The organism is Corynebacterium vitaeruminis DSM 20294, from assembly GCF_000550805.1.
In the GTDB taxonomy this organism is placed as follows: Bacteria; Actinomycetota; Actinomycetes; order Mycobacteriales; family Mycobacteriaceae; genus Corynebacterium; species Corynebacterium vitaeruminis.
The window spans coordinates 1,396,073-1,413,938 of sequence record NZ_CP004353.1 but is presented as its reverse complement, the minus strand read 5'-3'; the positions used below and the strand labels follow the sequence as shown (position 1 = coordinate 1,413,938).

The 17,866-nt window shown below is 64.4% G+C and carries 14 protein-coding genes and 1 pseudogene; 6 read left to right on the top strand and 9 right to left on the bottom strand.

The annotated features are described in order from the left end of the window. Positions 1-21: 21 nt before the first annotated feature. Positions 22-588 (bottom strand): annotated as a pseudogene (locus tag B843_RS06525) (GntP family permease); the annotation flags it as partial. A gap of 206 nt (positions 589-794) precedes the next feature. Here B843_RS06525 and B843_RS06520 point away from each other — a divergent pair. Further along, positions 795-1,508: a FadR/GntR family transcriptional regulator gene (locus B843_RS06520; protein WP_210766202.1), complete on the top strand. Its 714-nt coding sequence runs from the start codon at positions 795-797 to the stop codon at positions 1,506-1,508. Positions 1,509-1,603: 95 nt separating this feature from the next. Here the strand turns inward: B843_RS06520 and rplT are convergent, their stop codons facing one another. The 4 genes from rplT to uvrA all read right to left on the bottom strand — a co-directional run bounded on the left by rplT (position 1,604) and on the right by uvrA (position 6,056). After that, on the bottom strand, positions 1,604-1,987 hold the full coding sequence (gene rplT, locus B843_RS06515; RefSeq protein WP_025252710.1) for a 50S ribosomal protein L20: 384 nt from the start codon (positions 1,985-1,987) through the stop codon (positions 1,604-1,606). 66 nt (positions 1,988-2,053) lie between these two features. Beyond that, positions 2,054-2,248 (bottom strand): 50S ribosomal protein L35, encoded by a 195-nt coding sequence (gene rpmI / locus B843_RS06510; protein ID WP_025252709.1) that lies wholly within the window; start codon positions 2,246-2,248, stop codon positions 2,054-2,056. A 33-nt stretch (positions 2,249-2,281) separates the two neighbouring features. Next, positions 2,282-2,803, bottom strand: coding sequence for a translation initiation factor IF-3 (gene infC / locus B843_RS06505; protein ID WP_081751516.1), 522 nt, complete (start codon positions 2,801-2,803; stop codon positions 2,282-2,284). 394 nt (positions 2,804-3,197) lie between these two features. Further along, on the bottom strand, positions 3,198-6,056 hold the full coding sequence (uvrA, locus tag B843_RS06500; RefSeq protein ID WP_025252707.1) for an excinuclease ABC subunit UvrA: 2,859 nt from the start codon (positions 6,054-6,056) through the stop codon (positions 3,198-3,200). 153 nt (positions 6,057-6,209) lie between these two features. Between uvrA and B843_RS06495 the strand changes: the two genes are divergently transcribed. From B843_RS06495 to B843_RS06480, 4 genes are all read left to right on the top strand, one after another. After that, positions 6,210-6,839, top strand: a complete 630-nt coding sequence (locus B843_RS06495; protein WP_025252706.1) for an MBL fold metallo-hydrolase — start codon at positions 6,210-6,212, stop codon at positions 6,837-6,839. Between the two features lie 246 nt (positions 6,840-7,085). Then, positions 7,086-8,018: a DoxX family protein gene (locus tag B843_RS06490; RefSeq protein ID WP_025252705.1), complete on the top strand. Its 933-nt coding sequence runs from the start codon at positions 7,086-7,088 to the stop codon at positions 8,016-8,018. Between the two features lie 273 nt (positions 8,019-8,291). Then, positions 8,292-10,628: a HelD family protein gene (locus tag B843_RS06485; protein WP_025252704.1), complete on the top strand. Its 2,337-nt coding sequence runs from the start codon at positions 8,292-8,294 to the stop codon at positions 10,626-10,628. 86 nt (positions 10,629-10,714) lie between these two features. Next, positions 10,715-11,458 (top strand): DUF554 domain-containing protein, encoded by a 744-nt coding sequence (locus B843_RS06480; protein ID WP_210766201.1) that lies wholly within the window; start codon positions 10,715-10,717, stop codon positions 11,456-11,458. A 68-nt stretch (positions 11,459-11,526) separates the two neighbouring features. Here B843_RS06480 and B843_RS06475 read toward each other — a convergent pair whose 3' ends face one another. Together B843_RS06475 and uvrB are read right to left on the bottom strand one after the other, a co-directional pair. Then, complete coding sequence (locus tag B843_RS06475; protein ID WP_025252702.1) at positions 11,527-11,967, bottom strand: universal stress protein; 441 nt, start codon at positions 11,965-11,967, stop codon at positions 11,527-11,529. Between the two features lie 270 nt (positions 11,968-12,237). Next, positions 12,238-14,337, bottom strand: coding sequence for an excinuclease ABC subunit UvrB (gene uvrB / locus B843_RS06470; protein ID WP_025252701.1), 2,100 nt, complete (start codon positions 14,335-14,337; stop codon positions 12,238-12,240). 219 nt (positions 14,338-14,556) lie between these two features. Between uvrB and B843_RS14190 the strand changes: the two genes are divergently transcribed. Continuing rightward, positions 14,557-14,685: a hypothetical protein gene (locus tag B843_RS14190; RefSeq protein ID WP_280512670.1), complete on the top strand. Its 129-nt coding sequence runs from the start codon at positions 14,557-14,559 to the stop codon at positions 14,683-14,685. Positions 14,686-14,689: 4 nt separating this feature from the next. Here B843_RS14190 and coaE read toward each other — a convergent pair whose 3' ends face one another. Both coaE and B843_RS06460 read right to left on the bottom strand, forming a co-directional pair. Next, the gene (coaE, locus tag B843_RS06465) at positions 14,690-15,286 is read right to left on the bottom strand and encodes a dephospho-CoA kinase (protein ID WP_025252700.1); all 597 of its coding nucleotides are present in this window, start codon (positions 15,284-15,286) and stop codon (positions 14,690-14,692) included. Positions 15,287-15,377: 91 nt separating this feature from the next. Further along, complete coding sequence (locus B843_RS06460) at positions 15,378-17,411, bottom strand: glucose PTS transporter subunit IIA (RefSeq protein WP_025252699.1); 2,034 nt, start codon at positions 17,409-17,411, stop codon at positions 15,378-15,380. Positions 17,412-17,866 lie beyond the last annotated feature (455 nt).

Sequence of the window (17,866 nt, the reverse complement as noted above, 5' to 3'; positions counted from 1 at the left end):
CTCCCCAGGGGTCAGGTCCAAGGTGGGAATGGCAAGTACCAATCCAAGCAGCAGCACAATACCCATGTTCGCGTCAACGATCGCGCCGGCGCCCACTGGGCCGGGGTGTGGCGGCACGAAGGCGTGCATGACGGAAAACGCCGCCGCCGAGGGAATGCTGTACAGCAACACACTGCTGCCGAGGCGGGATGCAACCGCGAGAATTACCGGCAGCATCACCACAAATCCCGCATCGAAGAAGATGGGAAACCCCATGATGAGCGATGCAAGCCCTAAGGCCAATGGGGCCTTGTCCTCGCCGAAGGCGCGAACCATGCCATCGGCTAGAACTTTGGCCCCGCCGGATGCCTCAACTAGCTTGCCCAGCATTGCACCGATGCCAACGAGCAGCGCGACCGAGCCGAGGGTTGATGAAAAACCCTGTTGCAATGTCGTCATCAGGTCGGCAGCCGGGATCCCCGCGGCGATTGCTGTCAAGAGGCTGACGACGATCAAGGTGATAAAGGCGTGCAGCCTGAATCGAATGACGGCAATAAGGATAACTGCGATGGCAACGAGAGCAATAGTGAGCAGCGGGCCTGCGCCCATCGTCTGCACTCACTTGTCCTCGGCCAGGAAGGAAACACTCATGAGATCTCCCATGGGACTAACGGACACGGATTGTTGGTTGATTACTATATTAAGCTAATGGTATCACCATTCACACGCACGCAAGTAGGGTGTCGTAGATAACACTTCCACCATGCCGTAAATCATTCGCGTGTTACGATCGAGGGGCTATGCAATCCTCTCCTGTGCAGTACAAGGCCATCGTCGAAGTTGTCGGCTCACGCATCGTCACGGGCGAGCTTCCCGTCGGAGACACGCTCACTCTCGCTGATATCGAGGAGGAGTTCGGCTGTTCGCGCACAGTTGCCCGCGAAGTCCAACGAAGCCTGGAAGAAAGCGGACTCACCATCGCACAACGGCGCCGCGGGCTCGTGGTTCAACCGATGGACAATTGGGATGTTTTCAATCCCAACGTCATCCGATGGCGGCTCACAGTCCCTGGGCGTGATCGACAGATGGAATCCTTGAATGAGCTTCGCCAAGCGATCGAACCCCGTGCCGTTGCGCTCGCGGCCCGATTCGCCACCCGCGAACAGCGCAAGGAGATCCTCGACGCAGGACTGAAAGTAGTCGAACTTGGAGCAATCAGCTCCGGCGAGGAATTCATGAAATGGGATATCCGCTTCCACACCCTGATCTTGGAGGCCTCGGGAAACGAGATGTTTGCGGCGCTCGCTCCGGTGATCGAAGCGGTACTCACCTGGCGCACAAAGATCAACCTCATGCCCCCTGTCCCCGAACCCCGCGCCATGAAAAATCATGAGGAAATAGCCAAGGCCATCTATAGAGGTGATCCCGAGACCGCCACCGTAGCCATGCGCGATGTCGTCAGCGAAGTGCAAGAGGCCTTCACCCTCCGCACACCGGACGAGCTACGCGACCGCGACCAAACAGACTAGTTGCCCCCCTGCCCTCGAGCCTCCCCACATGGCCGTCGACAAGTAAAAAACCCGGATTCCACAGGGGAATCCGGGCGAAGAGCAACCTTCGAAAACTAGGCAGCCTTAGGAGCGTTGACGTCCTCCGGCAGAGCAGCCTTGGCGGCCTCGCAGATCGCGGAGAAGGCGGCGAAGTCGTTGACGGCCAGCTCGGCGAGGATCTTGCGGTCGACCTCGATCTCAGCAAGGCGCAGGCCCTGGATGAGGCGGTTGTAGGTGATGTCGTTCATGCGAGCGGCAGCGTTGATGCGGGTGATCCACAGCTTGCGGAACTCAGACTTGCGAGCGCGACGATCGCGGTACGCGTAGGTCATGGAGTGGACCCACTGCTCCTTGGCCTTACGGTACAGGCGGGAGCGCTGGCCGCGGTAACCCTTGGCGGAATTGAGGATTGCGCGACGCTTCTTCTTGGCATTCAGGGAGCGCTTGACACGTGCCACTGTGATACTTCCTTAACTAATTAAAAACTCTGATGATTGAAATGTTGGGGGAAGAGGCTTAAGAGATTAAGCCTTGCCCAGAAGACGCTTGACGCGCTTGACGTCAGCCTTGTCGACGTCCTCGGTGCCCTTCAGGCGACGGGTGCGGGTGGACGGCTTGCCCTCGAGGAGGTGGCGACGGTTGGTCTGCTCGCGGCGCAGCTTGCCGGAGCCGGTGATCTTGATTCGCTTAGCGGTGCCCTTGTGGGTCTTCTGCTTCATGGAATGTACGTCCTTTGACTTCTTCTTAAGTGTTTACTTCTTAGCCTTGCGAGCCGGGCCGAAGACCATGGTCATGTTGCGGCCATCCTGCTTTGGCTTCGCCTCAACGACGCCAAACTCGGCTACATCCTCGGCGAGGCGCTCCAGAAGGCGGAAACCGAGCTCCGGGCGCGACTGCTCGCGGCCGCGGAACATGATGGTCACCTTGACCTTGGAACCCTTTTCGAGGAACCGGATCACATTGTTCTTCTTCGTCTCGTAATCGTGATCATCGATCTTGGGACGGAACTTCTGCTCCTTGACCACAGTCTGCTGCTGGTTCTTCCGAGCTTCGCGTGCCTTTTGCGCCTGCTCGTACTTGAACTTTCCGTAGTCCATGATCTTGCAGACTGGCGGCTTGGCATTCGGCGCGACCTCAACGAGATCGAGGTCCGCGTCGTAAGCGAGCTTGCGTGCGTCATCGATACGCACGATGCCCACCTGTTCCCCGTTAGGACCGACAAGGCGGACCTCGGGGACTCGGATGCGCTCATTGATGCGAGCTTCAGCGCTGATGGGGACTCCTCAAGTAGCGGTTGGAAAAATGTGACGTACCGTAAATCGAAAGCTTGATTCCCCTGCTAGATTGGCACAGAAAAAGCCCGTTCATCCGAAGGGAATGAACGGGAGATCTACGTGCCATACTGCTGCCAACTCAATCAGAGTGTAAGCAATACCTTTTCTTTGACCCTTGTCCAACCGTGACAGGCGGCTTCGGGTGGGAAGATCTCCACTTGCGACCCTCAAGCGTAAAACGCCTTCGGGCGGTAGTGCTAAATACTTTAGACCACTGCCCGGCGCAAACACAAATCGGGTCCTGCCGCCGCCACGCGAGGTGACCTCGCAGGAAGCCGCCGCGCCCCTAGGACGCTGGCGCCCCAAGACGCGGGCAGCCATGGGGCCGCCCGCCCTAGGCCTTGGCCAGGATCTCCTTGAGGAACTGGCCAGTGTACGATCCCTCGACCGTGGCCACCTCCTCCGGCGTGCCCTGGGCCACGACCGTACCACCGCCGGAACCACCCTCCGGGCCCATGTCCACGATCCAGTCCGCGGCCTTGATCACGTCGAGATTGTGCTCGATAATGACCACGGAATTGCCCTTGTCCACCAGCCCCTGGATGACGAGCATGAGCTTGCGGATGTCCTCGAAGTGCAGGCCTGTGGTCGGCTCGTCGAGGATGTAGATGGTTCGGCCGTTGGAGCGCTTATGCAGCTCGGAGGCCAGCTTCACGCGCTGGGCCTCGCCGCCGGACAGGGTGGTCGCCGCCTGGCCGAGGCGGACGTAGCCGAGCCCGACCTCCGTGAGCGTGTTGAGGTAACGGTGGATGGACTTGATCGGCTCGAAGAACTGGGCGGCCTCCGAGATGGGCATGTCGAGGACCTCGGCGATGCTCTTGCCCTTGTACTTCACCTCCAGGGTCTCGCGGTTGTAGCGGGCACCGTGGCAGACCTCGCAGGGGACGTAGACGTCCGGCAGAAAGTTCATCTCGATCTTGAGGGTGCCGTCACCCTGGCATGCCTCGCAGCGCCCGCCCTTGACGTTGAAGGAGAAGCGCCCCGGCTTGTAGCCGCGCACCTTCGCCTCGGTGGTCTCGGCGAAGAGGTTGCGGATCTTGTCGAAGACGCCGGTGTAGGTGGCCGGGTTGGAGCGCGGGGTGCGCCCGATCGGCGACTGGTCCACTTGGACCAGCTTGTCGAGGTGCTCGACGCCCTCGACGCGCTTGGCGCGACCGGGCACCTGGCGAGCGCGGTTGAGCTTGTTGGCCAGCGTCTTGGCGAGAATCTGGTTGACCACGGTCGACTTGCCGGAGCCGGACACGCCCGTCACGCAGCACAGCACACCGAGTGGGATGGTGACGTCGATGTCTTGGAGGTTGTTCTCCTTCGCGCCGACGATGGTGAGCTGGCGCTCCTTGTCGATCGGGCGCCGGGACTCGGGCACGCCGAGCACCTGGCGGCCGGACAGGTAGGCGCCGGTGATGGACTCCTCGCAGTCGACGATGCCCTTCGGCTCGCCCTGGTAGACCACCTCGCCGCCGAACTCGCCCGCGCGCGGGCCGATGTCCACCAGCCAGTCGGCGGACCGGATGGTGTCCTCGTCGTGTTCGACCACGATGAGCGTGTTTCCGATGTCGCGCAGCCGCTCAAGTGTCGCGATGAGCCGCTGGTTGTCGCGCTGGTGGAGGCCGATCGACGGCTCGTCGAGGACGTAGAGCACGCCTGCCAGTCCCGAGCCGATCTGGGTGGCCAGGCGGATACGCTGGGCCTCGCCGCCGGAGAGCGTCCCGGCCGCGCGGTTGAGCGTGAGGTAGTTGAGCCCCACGTCGAGGAGGAACTGGAGGCGGGCCTGGATCTCCTTGAGCACCGCGCCGGCGATCATGGCCTCGCGCTTGCCCAAGGTGAGGCTGCCCAAGAACTGCGCCGCCTCGTCCACGGACAGGGCGGACAGCCCGGCGATGGACAGCTCGCCGTGGCTCTCGGAGGCTAGGCGCACGGAGAGGATCTCCGGGCGCAGGCGGGTGCCGTGGCAGGCGGGGCACGGGACCTCGCGGGTGTAGGCGAGCAGGCGCTCCTTCGACCAGTCGGAGTCGGTGGCCTCGAGCTTGCGCTTGAGGTAGCCCATCACTCCCTCGAAGGGGGCGCTCCAGTTGCGGATTCGGCCGTAGCGGTTCTTGTACCGGACGGTGACGACCTCGTCGCTTCCGTAGAGGAAGGCCTCGCGGTGCTCGTTGCTGAGCTCCTGGAACGGGGTGGTCGGCTCGATCCCCATGGCGGCCGCGAAGCCGTCAACAAGCTTCTCAAAGTAACGGTGGTTCGGGCTCGACGTCCACGGCTGCACGCAGTCGTTGATGGGCGCCTCGGGGTCTGGGATGAGCAGGTCGACGTCGGGTTCCGTCTTGGTCCCCAGGCCGTCGCACTCGGGGCAGGCGCCGAACGGCGAGTTGAAGGAGAAAGCGCGCGGCTCCAGCTCCTCGACGCCCAGAGTGTGCCCGTTCGGGCAGGACAGCTTTTCGGAGAAGCGGCGGATGCGTTCCGGGTCGTCCTCGGGCAGGCTCACGAACTCCAGCGCCACGACGCCGTCGGCCAGCTTGAGCGCGGTCTCCACCGAGTCGGTCAGGCGCTGCTTCTGTGAGGGCTTGACCTGGAGGCGGTCGACCACGACCTCGATGTCGTGCTTGACCTGCTTCTTCAGCGTCGGCGGCTCGGTGAGCTGGTAGACCTCCCCGTCGACCCGGACGCGTGAGTATCCCTGAGCGGACAGGTCCTGGAAGAGATCGACGAACTCACCCTTGCGCTTGCGCACGACGGGTGCCAGCACCTGGAACTTAAGCCCCTCCTCCATGGAGAGCACCTGGTCGACGATCTGCTGCGGGGTCTGGCGCTCGATCGTGGCGTCACATACCGGGCAGTGCGCGGTACCCGCGCGGGAGTACAGCAGGCGCAGGTAGTCGTAGACCTCGGTGATGGTACCCACGGTCGAGCGCGGGTTGCGGTTGGTCGACTTCTGGTCGATGGACACCGCGGGCGAAAGCCCGTCGATGAAGTCCACGTCCGGCTTGTCCATCTGCCCCAAGAACATGCGCGCGTAGGAGCTCAGCGACTCCACGTACCGGCGCTGGCCCTCCGCGAAGATGGTGTCGAAGGCGAGCGAGGACTTGCCCGAGCCGGACAGGCCGGTAAAGACCACCATCGCGTCGCGGGGCAGGTCAATATCTACCCCTTTGAGGTTGTGCTCGCGAGCACCGCGGACCACTAGACGATCAGCCACCGAGACTCATTTCTTTTCAATACGCCATTGCTTAACGGATACAGCTTAGTTGATGCGCGCAACTTCCCTTTTGGCCGTGCGCGCACCCTTTGTCTGCCGTTGTTCACATTCGAACATAGCAGCGAACAAAGAAAGTTGGCTACCCTAGGTGGCATGAGCGAAAACACCACCGGTACAGCAAAGCCGCTCCCCTTGCGGTTGGCACACACCTCCGTCTCCAGCTTCGATAACAACTGTTACCTGTTATGTTGCGGCGAGCAGGGTTTGCTTGTCGACGCCGCGGACGACGCCCTCGGCCTCCTGGACATGGCGGAGCGGGAGGGCGTGACCATCACGGGCGTGCTCACGACCCACCGCCACCACGACCACGTCCGCGCACTGAAAGACGTCCTGCACCAGACCGGCGCCACCCACTTCGCACCCTACCTCGACGCCCCTGCGCTGCCAGCGCCGGTTGACGTGGAGCTCAAGTACGGCGACAGCATCCCCTTCGCGGGCCACGACCTGCCCGTCATCATCCTCCGCGGGCACACTCCCGGCGGCGCCTGCCTCGTCGCGGAGATAGACGGGATGACCAACCTATTCATCGGCGACAGCCTCTTCCCGGGCGGGGTGGGCAAGACCAACACCGAGGGCGATTTCGAGCGGCTTTTCAACGACGTCACCCAGTACGTCTTCGACGTTTATCCCGATGAGACCATCGTCTGGCCGGGCCACGGCAAGCCGACCACGCTCGGCGCCGAGCGCCCACACCTGCGCGAGTGGTGGGAGCGGAAGTGGTAGCCCAAGCCTAGGGTGACGCTGCCACCGCTACCGCCAAGCGCCGGACCCCCGGATAGAAACACAGGTACGATTAATAGGTACATGTGGCGCTGCGGCCTCGGTCGCATCCAAGGCAGCCGCGGCACAGCCGGGTTCCATTCATGGACGCCGCGTTGGTGACTGGCACTGGTGAGGGAGACCTTTCCCCCGCCAGCGTTGGCCGGTACACATTACATACGCAACTAAAACTCACGAGGAGTGATTGTCATGATTCGCAAGCTGGCTCGCCCCATGCTGGCCTCCGTCTACATCGCCGACGGAGCCGACACGGTCATTAATTCCCAGGCCCACGTGGAGGGGACCCAGGCGGTGCTGAAGAAGATCCGCACCGTCCTCCCCCGCAAGTACGCCCGCAAGATCCCGCAGGACGCCGAGCAGGTCACCCGCGCGCTGGGCGCCACCAAGGTCGGCGCGGGTTCCATGCTCGCCCTCGGCAAGGCCTCGCGGCTGTCCGCGGCCACCCTCGCCGTGGTCAGCGTGCCCACCATCCTCGCCCGCCACGCGTTCTGGGAGACCCAGGACAAGGAGGAAAAGGTCGCCCGCAAGCAGGGCTTCCTCACCTCGGTTGCCCTGCTTGGCGGCCTGGCCATCACCTCCGTGGACACCGCGGGCAAGCCGGGCGTGAAGTGGCGCGCGGAGAAGGCCGCGCAGAAGGCCAACAAGCAGCTGCAGGCCGCACTGCCCACCCGCTCTGAGCAGGACAAGTTCGCGGCCGCCGCCACCGAGAACGCGCAGGCCTTCGCCGCGACCGCCAAAGACTGGTTCGATGACGCCTCCGAGAAGGTCGCCGACTACGCCGACCGCGTCTCCGACTTCGTCGAGGACAACCGCGACGACTGGCGCGAGTCCGCCGAGAGCGCCCGCAAGTCCTTCACCCAGGCGGCCGAGAGCGCTTCCGCCCTGATCAAGGACAACAGCGCCGAGTGGCTGGAAAAGGCCCGCGAGAACTCCAAGGTCGCGCGCCAAGGCGTGGTCAAGGCCGCCGCCAAGGCCCAGGATCGCGCCGACGCGGCGCTCGCCGAGGCCCAGTCGAAGGGCGGCTGCCAGGCGAAGAAGGCTGCTAAGAGGGCCTCCAAGCTCGAGGATCGCGCCCGCAAGGCCATCGAAAAGGCACAGAAGAAGGTCAAGGACGCCCTCTAAGATCTATATTCCAGCAGCCCAGGCATAGGGAAACCCGAGGCGGTCCCGCGCAGCAGCGTGGGGCCGCTTTTGTGCGCGCCCTGCCCGCCCACGAAGAGCTTCCGAACCGACCTTCCATCCGCAAAGGAAACGGGAGGCAGCTAAGTTTTCCGCGAGAGAGCGCCATTAACCCTCCCCACCAAACGCGAGTACAATGAGCCGTCTTGCCTTGTGACCGCGGCACCCCGCGGAGGCACATCTATCCGACACCCCCTACGGAAGGAACGGCTTCGAATGACTCCTCCCACCACGAACCCGCGCGATGCGGCGCCGAAGGCGAACGTCGGAAAGCAAATAGAGCTTGAGCAGGCCTACGTCGACGGGCTCTTCGACAAGCTGGACGAGGAAGTATCCGCCGCCCAGGAGCGGCTGCGGCAGGTCATGCTGCGCGTGGACCCCGCCAACCCCGACGCGGAGGCCCTCGTCGAGCGCGAGACCGAGTACCACGGACTCAACGAGAAGATCGACCGGCTCAACATCGCCCAGCTGGGGCTCGTCTTCGGGCGCATCGACGTCGAGACGGACAACCCGGCCATCATCGACAACCCGGTGCCCGGGCACCCGAACGTCGACCGCCGCTACATCGGCCGCATGGGCCTCGACGACCGCGACGACGACTACCGCACGCTGCTGCTCGACTGGCGCGCGCCGCTCGCCCGCCCCTTCTACCTCGCCACCACCGCGCAGCCGGAGGGCGTGGTCATACGCCGGCACATCCGCACCAAGGGCCGCACCGTCACCGGCGTCGACGACGAGCGGCTTACCGACACCGTCCTCGACCCGGAAGACGCCAACGACGCCGCACAGTCCGCAGGCGTGGCCGGCGAGGGCGCCCTGCTTACCGCCCTCAACGCGGCCCGCACCGGGCACATGGGCTCCATCGTGGAGACCATCCAACGCGAGCAGGACGAGATCATCCGCGACGAGACCCGCGGCGTCATGGTCGTCGAGGGCGGCCCGGGAACCGGAAAAACCGCCGTCGCGCTGCACCGGATCGCCTACCTCCTCTACACCTGGCGCGAGCAGCTCGCGCGCACGGGCGTGCTCATCATCGGCCCGAACCGCACCTTCCTCGAGTACATCTCCCACGTGCTCCCCGAGCTCGGCGAGACCGGCGTGGTCCTCTCCACCGTCGGCGACCTCTTCCCCGGCGTCCACGCGACCCTGCCGGAGGCACTGGTCACCCGGGAGATCAAGGGCAGCGAAGAGATGGTCACCATCCTCGACCGCGCGGTGAAGGCCTACCAAACGCTCCCGGAGCAGTCGCGGGAGATCACCGTCGACGGCATCAAGCTCACGCTCGACGAGAAGATCGTGAAGTCCGGCCGCACCCGCGCCCGCCGCGCGCGCCGCCCCCACAACCTCGCGAGGCCGCTCTTCCGCGAGTCCCTCGTCGACCAGCTCGCCCGCCAGATGGCGGCGATCATCGGCGCGGACCCACTCGGCGGGGCGAACCTTCTGGGGCAGGGCGACATCGCCCAGCTCCACGACGAGCTCGCCGCCGACCCCCTCGTGGACGAGCTCATCGACGAGTTCTGGCCGCTGCTCGACCCCGAGGAGGTCCTCCACGACCTCCTCACCAGCGAGGATGCCATCGCCCAGGCGGCGTACGACTACGACGAGGAGACCCAGGCCGCGCTCTTCCGGGAGGAAACGATCAGCCTCGCAGACCCTGAGCGCCACCCCTTCTCCGCCGCCGACGCCGCCCTCTTGGACGAGCTCGCCGTGCTCATCGGGCTCGCCGACCCCGAGTCCGAGCAGGAGGCGGAGCGCAAGCGGTGGCGAGAGCAGATCGAGGAGGCCCAGGACGCCCTCGACGTGCTCTCGAGCTCCGAGAACACCGACCTCGACGACGAGACCGACGCCGAGATCCTCTCCGCCTTCGACGTCATCGACGCGGAGTCGCTCGCCCAGCGCCAGCAGGTCCGCGACAATCGCTCGACCGCGCAGCGCGCCCGCGAGGACTACACCTGGGCATACGGCCACGTCATCATCGACGAGGCCCAGGAGCTCACCCCGATGGAGTGGCGCATGGTGATGCGCCGCTGCCCGTCGCGCTGGATGACGATCGTCGGCGACACCTCCCAGACTTCCTCGCCCGCGGGCGTCGACTCGTGGTCGGAGACGCTCTCGCCCTTCGTGGGCACCCGCTTCCGCACGCGCCAGCTCACCATCAACTACCGCACCCCCGCCGAGGTCATGGAGGTGGCCAACCGCGTGCAGGCCGTCTTCGCCCCAGACGTCACGCCGTCGACCTCGTTGCGCTCCACGGGGATCGGCGTTCGCCTGCTTTCCGACGCCAAGGCGGGCGACCTCCTCGCCGAGCTGCGAAATAAGGACCCCGAGCGCCTCGCGGCCGTCATCACCGCCGACTCCCTCGCCGCCGCGCACGCCGACGAGAAGGGCTTCTTCGGCGTCGGCGAGATCAAGGGCCTGGAGTTCGACCACGTCATCGTGGACAATCCCCGCGCGATCGTCGACGACTCCCCCCAGGGCTGGCAGGACCTCTTCGTGGCGCTCACCCGCGCGACGCAGACCCTCACCGTGATCGGCGAGCTGCCCGTCGCGTAAAACTCCACCCCGCGTTGCCCTAGTCGAACCGGGCGTAGGGCACAATAGTCTTCTTGGAAAACTTGCTCGTACCTTGAAGTCTCTACGTGGGGGAACCGATGCCTGGCCTTGGCACGCTCATCAACACCCTTGCCATCGCCGTCGCCGGCGTCCTCGGCCTCATGCTGCGCCGGGTGCTGCACCAGCGCTACCAGGAGTCCATCATCACCGCCTCCGGCGTGGCGGTGGCCTTCCTCGGCGCGGCCGGGACGTTGGCGAAGATGCTCCAGATGTCGCCTGACGGAGCCGGGCTTGAGGTCCACGGCGCGCTGCTCATGATCCTGTCGCTGATCCTCGGGGCGCTCACGGGCGAGATCATCGACATCGACCGCGGGTTCACGCGATTCGGGGTGTGGCTCAAGCGCAAGTCGGGAAGTTCCAAGGACCCGCGGTTCGTCGACGCCTTCGTCACCGCCTCGCTCACCGTCTGCGTAGGCGCCATGGCCATCATCGGCGCCATCGAGGACGGGCTGCGCGGGGACATCTCGGTGCTCGCAGCGAAGTCCCTGCTGGACTTCTTCATCATCCTCATGATGGCCGCCTCGATGGGGCGCGGCGCGGGGTTCGCGGCACTGCCCGTCCTGCTGCTCCAGGGCAGCGTCACCATCCTCGCCAAGCTCGTCGAGCCGATCATGACCGATACCGTGATCGGGAACATCTCGCTGGTGGGCAACGTGCTCATCGCCTGCGTGGGGCTCAACCTCGTGCGTCCCAGAACCGTCAACGTGGCCAACCCCTTGCCCGCCCTGCTGTTCGCCATCGGATTCAGCTTCGTCACCGCGCTGGCCTAGGCCAGCGCAAAAAGCTTCCCTTGGACACCAGCGAAGGCGTCGAAGGGGAGCTCTGAAAACCGAAGTTATTAGTCGACGGTGTGGACGATCATCACGTCGCAGTCGGACTGGCGGGCGACGTCCGCCGGCACGGAGCCGAGCAGGCGGCCGGTCAGCGAGTTGATGCCGCGATTGCCCACCACGAGCAGGTCGGCGTTGGTCTCGTTGACGATGTGCATGAGCGCCTCGACCGGGGTGCCCGGGCGAACCAGGGTCTCGATCTTGGTGGCACCAACGGCGCGAGCGTGCTCGGCGGCCTTGTCCAGGTTCTGCTGGGCGGGGTCGGTGCCGAGGACGGTGACGGAATCCTGACGCAGGGTCTTGGAGGCGTCCTCCTTGGTCTCGTAGTAGGCGCAACCAACCACCAGGGTTGCATCGAATGCAGCTGCGATCTTTGCAGCGCGCTCGACTGCAAGCAGAGAAGACTTGGAACCGTCGGTGCCGACGACGATGGTGGAGTAGTCGCTCATGAGAACCTTCCGTGTAGACGAAACAATGGTGGAAAAGAATTAAGGAGTGCACCGGCGAAAGCGGGCAGAAGGCGCCGCCCCACAACCATTCCGCGCGCGGCGCCGAATGCCGGAATGCCGGATGCTCGAAAAAGCATGTACCGGCAAGTCTAACAACTAAAACGGGCGAGTTCACTAAATACAGCCTGTGTAATTGGAACGCAGCCGAAAATTGTTTTAGCTCGGTCACACCCACCCGCAATTGCACAGGTGGTCATGGATCGCGAGCAATTAGATGCCCGCCTCTTTCACCCCGCGCAGCTCCTTTTTCAGCTCGATGATCTCGTCGCGCAGGCGCCCGGCGAGCTCGAACTTCAGGTCGCGGGCGGCCTCGCCCATCTGTGCCGTCAGGTCGTCGATAAGCGACTGCAGCTCCTTGGCGGGCATGCTGGAGGTGTCGCGGCGCTCGGCCACCGCTGCGTCCGAACGCAGGGAGGCGGTCGCGGCCTCGGCTCCCTCCTCGTTGACTTGGTCGAGGATGTCTGCGATCTTCTTGCGCAGCGGCTGCGGGTCGATGCCGTGCTCCTTGTTGTACGCGATCTGCTTCTCGCGGCGGCGCTCGGTCTCGTCGATGGCATACGCCATGGAGTCGGTGATCTTGTCCGCGTACATGATGACCTCGCCGGAGACGTTGCGGGCCGCGCGGCCGATGGTCTGGATGAGCGAGGTGGTCGAGCGCAGGAAGCCCTCCTTGTCCGCGTCGAGGATGGCCACGAGCGAGACCTCGGGCAGGTCGAGGCCCTCGCGCAGGAGGTTGATGCCCACCAGCACGTCGTACTCGCCCAGGCGCAGCTGGCGCAGCAGCTCGACGCGCTGGAGGGTGTCGATATCGGAGTGCAGGTAGCGCACCCGGATGCCGTTGTCGAGGAGGTAGTCGGTCAGGTCCTCGGCCATCTTCTTGGTCAGGGTGGTCACGAGGACGCGCTCCTGCTTGGCGGTGCGCTGGCGGATCTCCTCGATGAGATCGTCGATCTGGCCCTTGGTGGGCTTGACCGTGACCTTCGGGTCGACCAGGCCGGTGGGGCGAATAACCTGCTCGACGAACTCCCCGCCGGAGGCGGCCAGCTCGTAGTTACCAGGGGTGGCGGACAGGTAGATGGTCTGCCCCACGCGCTGCTCGAACTCCTCCCAGGTCAGCGGGCGGTTGTCGAGCGCCGAGGGCAGGCGGAAGCCGAACTCGACGAGGTTGCGCTTGCGCGACATGTCGCCTTCGAACATGCCGCCGATCTGCGGCACGGTCACGTGGGACTCGTCGATGATGGTGAGGAAGTCCTCCGGGAAGTAGTCGAGCAGGGTCGCCGGCGCGCTGCCCGCCGGGCGCCCGTCTAGGTGGCGGGAGTAGTTCTCGATGCCGGAGCAGAATCCCACCTGCTCGATCATCTCGAGGTCGTACTCGGTGCGCATGCGCAGGCGCTGGGCTTCGAGCAACTTACCGCGGTTTTCCAGGTCCGCCAGCCGCTCGGCCAGCTCCTCCTTGATCGCCTCGATCGCCTTGGCCATGCGCTCGGGGCCCGCCACGTAGTGGGTGGCCGGGAAGATGCGGATCTCGTCCACCTGGCGCACGACGTCGCCGGTGAGCGGGTGAATGTAGTAGAGGGCGTCGACCTCGTCACCGAAGAACTCCACCCGCACGGCCAGCTCCTCGTAGGCGGGGATGATGTCCACCGTGTCCCCCTTAACGCGGAAGGCGCCGCGGGTGAACCCGATGTCGTTGCGGTCGTACTGGATGTCCACGAGCAGGCGCAGGAAGCGGTCGCGCTCGATCTCCTCGCCCACCCGCAGCAGCACGGAGCGGTCGAGATAGGACTGCGGCGTACCCAGGCCGTAGATGCAGGACACCGAGCTGACCACCACGACGTCGCGCCTTGAGAGCAGCGAGCTGGTCGCGCGGTGGCGAAGGCGCTCAACGTCGTCGTTGATCGAGGAATCCTTCTCGATGTACGTATCCGTCTGCGCGATGTAGGCCTCCGGCTGGTAGTAGTCGTAGTACGAGACGAAGTACTCCACCGCGTTGTTGGGCAGCAGCTGGCGCAGCTCGTTGGCCAGCTGCGCGGCCAGCGTCTTGTTCGGCGCCATGACTAGCGTGGGGCGCTGCTGCTTCTCGATCAGCCAGGCGGCCGTGGCCGACTTGCCGGTGCCGGTAGCACCAAGCAGCACGATGTCACGCTCCCCCCTGTTGAGGCGCTCGTCGAGCTCCTTGATCGCCTGCGGCTGGTCGCCCGCGGGCTCGTACTCGGAGATGACCTCGAAGGTTCCCTCGGTGCGCTCGATCTCGCCGACCGGGCGAAACTCGGACTCCGGGAGTTCTGGATGTTCTGCCGCAAATGCCATGGTGCCCATCCTACTAACACCGCCCGACACGACACCGTGGCTTCTGCTTTCGCTTGTCGACGCCTTCGGCTCGGCGACTCTCGGCCGCCTGCCAAGGCCAACGTCTTCGAGTACTTGGACGGCACCGGCTGGACAAAGATTAAGCACAGGGTTGTGCCGATGCTCGGCGGCACGTCCTCCGAGCGCTCAGCCACCTTCGATCCGGGCTTAAACACGTAAGTGGCGCTCGAGTCCTACCTCACCCAGGTCCCGGGCGTCACGGCGGCCTCTCCTGCGGGCGCAGCCTACGACCCGACCACCGACGATGGCCTGACGGTCGTCGACACGATCAACTACGCGGGGCAGTAACCCCTCACAGATCGCACAGGATCTCCCAGAGCTTGTCCACCTGCGGGACAAGCTCTGGGAGATTTCCGTTATTGTCCACGACGAAGTCTGCCGCGGCGAGCCGCACCTCGTCCGGGACCTGGGCCGCGATGCGGCGGCGGGCGTCCTGCTCGTCAAGGCCCCGGAACTTCACCAGCCGCTCGACGCGGGTCTCCTTGTCGACGTCGACGACGACGACGAAGTCCATCTTCTTGTCGTGGCCGTTGTCGACCAGCAGAGGCATGTCCCACACTGCAAACGGGTGTCCCTCGGCCTCGGCCTTCGCGAACAGCTCCGCGGTACGCGCCTCGATGCGCGGGTGGGTGATGGAATTGAGCAGCGCCCGGGCCTCGTCGCTCGCGAAGGCCTTCGCTGCCAGCGCGGGGCGGATGAGCCGGCCGTCGGCGTCGAGGATGTCCTCGCCGAACGCCTCGGCGAGCTCGGCGAGCGCGGGCTGGCCCGGCTCCACGATCTCCCGGGCGATCTGATCCGCGTCGATGACCGGCGCCCCCTTCTCCCGTAGCAGCTTCGCCACCGTCGACTTGCCGCTTCCGATCCCGCCAGTCAGTCCAATCTTCTTCATAGCCACGATCGTATACGGGTGATCGGCGGTACGCGTCGAAAAGCAAAATGCCCCTCGCGGAAGGAATCCGCAAGGGGCGCAACCGCCGTGATTAGTTGGCGGTGGTGGTGATGACCTCGGTGTCGAAGCCAGCCTGCGCGGCCGGGTGGCCGACGACGGAGGCGAACTTCGGGGTGTTGGTCACAAGGACCGGGGTGATGAGGTTGTAGCCCTTGGACTTGATGAAGCTCGGGTCGAAGGTGATGAGCTTGTCGCCCTTCTCCACGTGCTGCTTCTTGGCCACGTGAACCTCGAAGCCCTCGCCGCCCAGCTGGACGGTGTCGATGCCGATGTGGACGAGCAGCTCGATGCCGTTGTCCAGGCGCAGGCCAACGGCGTGGCCGGACTTCTGGACGGTGAGCACGGTGGCGGCGGCGGGCGCGACGACCACGTTGCCGGTCGGCTCGATGGCTACGCCCTCGCCCAGCTTCGCGGTGGCGAAAATCGGATCCGGGACCTCGGACAGGGCGACGGCCTTGCCCTCGACCGGGCTGGTCAGGGTGGTCACGGCGCCGGCCTCGAGGGCGGTCTTGACCGGTGCGGCGACGGCGGTTGCGACCCCGCCAGCAGCGGCGGTGGCAGCAGCGGCTGCGGGAGCGGCGGACTCGACTGCGGCGGGCGCAGCCTCCTCCTCGGTCTCGCGGGCGGCGGCGAGGTTAGCGAGAACCTCGGCCTTTTCCTCCTTGCCGCGGTAGTCGAAGAAGACCACGAGGAAGAAGGAGGTGAAGAAAGCCACGGCCACGCCGATGGCGTAGCCACCCATCGGGCTCATGGCCGGGATGGTCAGAAGCGAGGTGAAGACGAATGCGGAAGCCTTGACGTTGAAGATGCCCATCACGACACCGCCTGCGAAACAGCCGGGCAGCAGGCGCATGTAGGTCTTCTTAAATCGGAGCAGGACACCGTAGAGGGAGGGTTCGGAAATACCACCCAGGAGACCTGCTAGCAGGCCACCGAGCGCGACCTGCCGCATCTGGACGTTCTTCTCACGCATGGAGACGAACATGACGCCGGCGACGACGCCGAAGCAGGCGAAGTTCCATGCACCCATCGGGCCCTGAATGAAGTCGTAGCCGAGGACGGCCAGGTTCTGGACCATGATGGCGTTGAGCGGCCAGTGCAGACCCAGCGGGACCAGGAACGGGTAGAGCATCGGGATGATGATCGCGAGGATGAAGGGCGAGAAGCCGTTGACTGCCTTGAGGAAGTCGGAGATGCCGTTACCGATGCCGATGCCGAAGGGGCCGAGCAGGAAGGCGGTCAGCGGGATCATGATAAGCAGCGAGAAGAACGGCACGAAGACCATCTGGACTGCCTCAGGAATGATGCGCTTGAGGCCCTTTTCCACCCAGTACAGGCCGATGGCGGCCAGCAGCGGCGGGAAGACCTGTGCGCCGTAGTCGTTCAGCACCAGCGGGAGGCCGAAGACGTGGACCACGTCGCCCGCCTTACCCATGGCGAGGAACTCAGGGGTAAGCAGTGCGGCCGGGATGGCGGCACCCACCCACTCGTTAGCGCCCAGCTTCCTCGATGCAGTAGCACCGATCATGACGGGCAGGAAGTAGAACACCGAGCGCCACATGGCGTGCAGCAGCTGGTACGTCGGGGGTTGCTCCGCCATCGGGGCACGGAAGTCCTGCCAGCCGAAGGTATCTGCCAGCACCAGCATGGTGATGATCAGCGAGGCACCGAGCAGGGCCCACAGGATCGGGCGGAAGGTGTCGGACAGGAACTCGAAGGAGTAATCCACCCAGGAGTACTTGCCGCGGACTCCGCCGTAGTCCTTCTTGTTGGTCTTCGGCGCGGCATCATCGGCGCCGGCCTTGTCGCCCATGCCGGGCAGCTTGACGATCTCCTGGTAGTAGTTGGCGACGCCGCCGCCCATAACCACCTGGAGGCCGGTGGAGCCCTGCGGGACGACACCGAGCACGTCGGTGTTGCTGTCCAGTGCGCTCTGATCAGCCTTGGACTGATCGTGGAGCTGGAAACGAAGTCGAGTTGCGCAGTGGGTCAGCGATGCGACGTTGGATGCACCGCCGACCTTGTCCAAGATAAACTCAGAGGTTTGCGCGACGTTAGTCGCCATGAGTCAACCTTTCTCGTAAAAAATCTGTATTTGTTTGTGCCTATGTGGATACAGTCACACTCGGACACCCACTTGGCAGCCTGTCACAATCCTATTCCGACTCGTACGAAATTCCAAGCTAAAACCCAAGCAAACAAAAACTGCGTTTTATTTCACTTCCCCACGTAAACAAACCTGAGAGTGGAAACGATTCCACAGTTTTCCTCCAAGGTTTTACACAAGTTCGTTTCCGGAAGTGAGTTTTGTGCCCCGATTTCCTCTCTCACTTCCCCGCAGCCCCTTAGAGTCGTGCCCCAATTATGTCCGGTTTTCTTTTTCGCTTTGTCGACGCCCACCTTCGGCGTCGACAGGCCCCGAAAAAAGGCAACCCGGCCCCCCACAAAAAAATAAACCCGGCGAGGACGAACCCCCGAAGGGGAACGCTCTCGCCGGGTTTAGGGCTCACGCAGTGCGCG

Excerpts from the sequence above, each read along its gene's own strand:
- rpmI (WP_025252709.1), bottom strand. The coding sequence starts at position 2,248 with ATGAAGCAGAAGACCCACAAGGGCACCGCTAAGCGAATCAAGATCACC.
- B843_RS06495 (WP_025252706.1), top strand. The coding sequence starts at position 6,210 with ATGAGCGAAAACACCACCGGTACAGCAAAGCCGCTCCCCTTGCGGTTG.
- B843_RS06490 (WP_025252705.1), top strand. The coding sequence starts at position 7,086 with ATGATTCGCAAGCTGGCTCGCCCCATGCTGGCCTCCGTCTACATCGCC.
- B843_RS06485 (WP_025252704.1), top strand. The coding sequence starts at position 8,292 with ATGACTCCTCCCACCACGAACCCGCGCGATGCGGCGCCGAAGGCGAAC.
- B843_RS06475 (WP_025252702.1), bottom strand. The coding sequence starts at position 11,967 with ATGAGCGACTACTCCACCATCGTCGTCGGCACCGACGGTTCCAAGTCT.
- uvrB (WP_025252701.1), bottom strand. The coding sequence starts at position 14,337 with ATGGCATTTGCGGCAGAACATCCAGAACTCCCGGAGTCCGAGTTTCGC.
- coaE (WP_025252700.1), bottom strand. The coding sequence starts at position 15,286 with ATGAAGAAGATTGGACTGACTGGCGGGATCGGAAGCGGCAAGTCGACG.
- B843_RS06460 (WP_025252699.1), bottom strand. The coding sequence starts at position 17,411 with ATGGCGACTAACGTCGCGCAAACCTCTGAGTTTATCTTGGACAAGGTC.